The sequence below is a fragment of the Cellvibrio sp. genome (assembly GCF_053579595.1).
Map to the genome: position 1 here is coordinate 3,386 of NZ_JBRFPI010000424.1, position 288 is coordinate 3,673.

General features: G+C 54.5%; 1 protein-coding gene. It reads left to right on the plus strand.

Features of this window, described 5'->3' with window-relative positions; all coding sequences use genetic code 11:
- Positions 1–288 (plus strand): AAA family ATPase (locus tag ACWA6V_RS19015; protein WP_449523970.1); only part of this gene is annotated, 288 nt, incomplete at both ends.

Consider the following 288-nt stretch of genomic DNA (forward strand, 5'->3'; position numbering starts at 1 on the left):
CTGCTCGCGGATGGCCATTTACTGGTAGAAGGTGCTCCCGGCCTCGCCAAAACCAAGGCGATTAAAACCTTGTCCCAGGCAATAGAAGGCAACTTTCATCGCATTCAGTTCACTCCGGACTTGCTGCCCTCCGACGTAACCGGCACCGATATCTATCGCCCGGAACAAAATCGCTTTGAATTCCAACCGGGGCCAATTTTCCACAATCTGGTATTGGCCGACGAAATCAACCGTGCGCCCGCCAAAGTACAATCAGCGCTGCTAGAAGCGATGGCCGAGCGCCAAGTG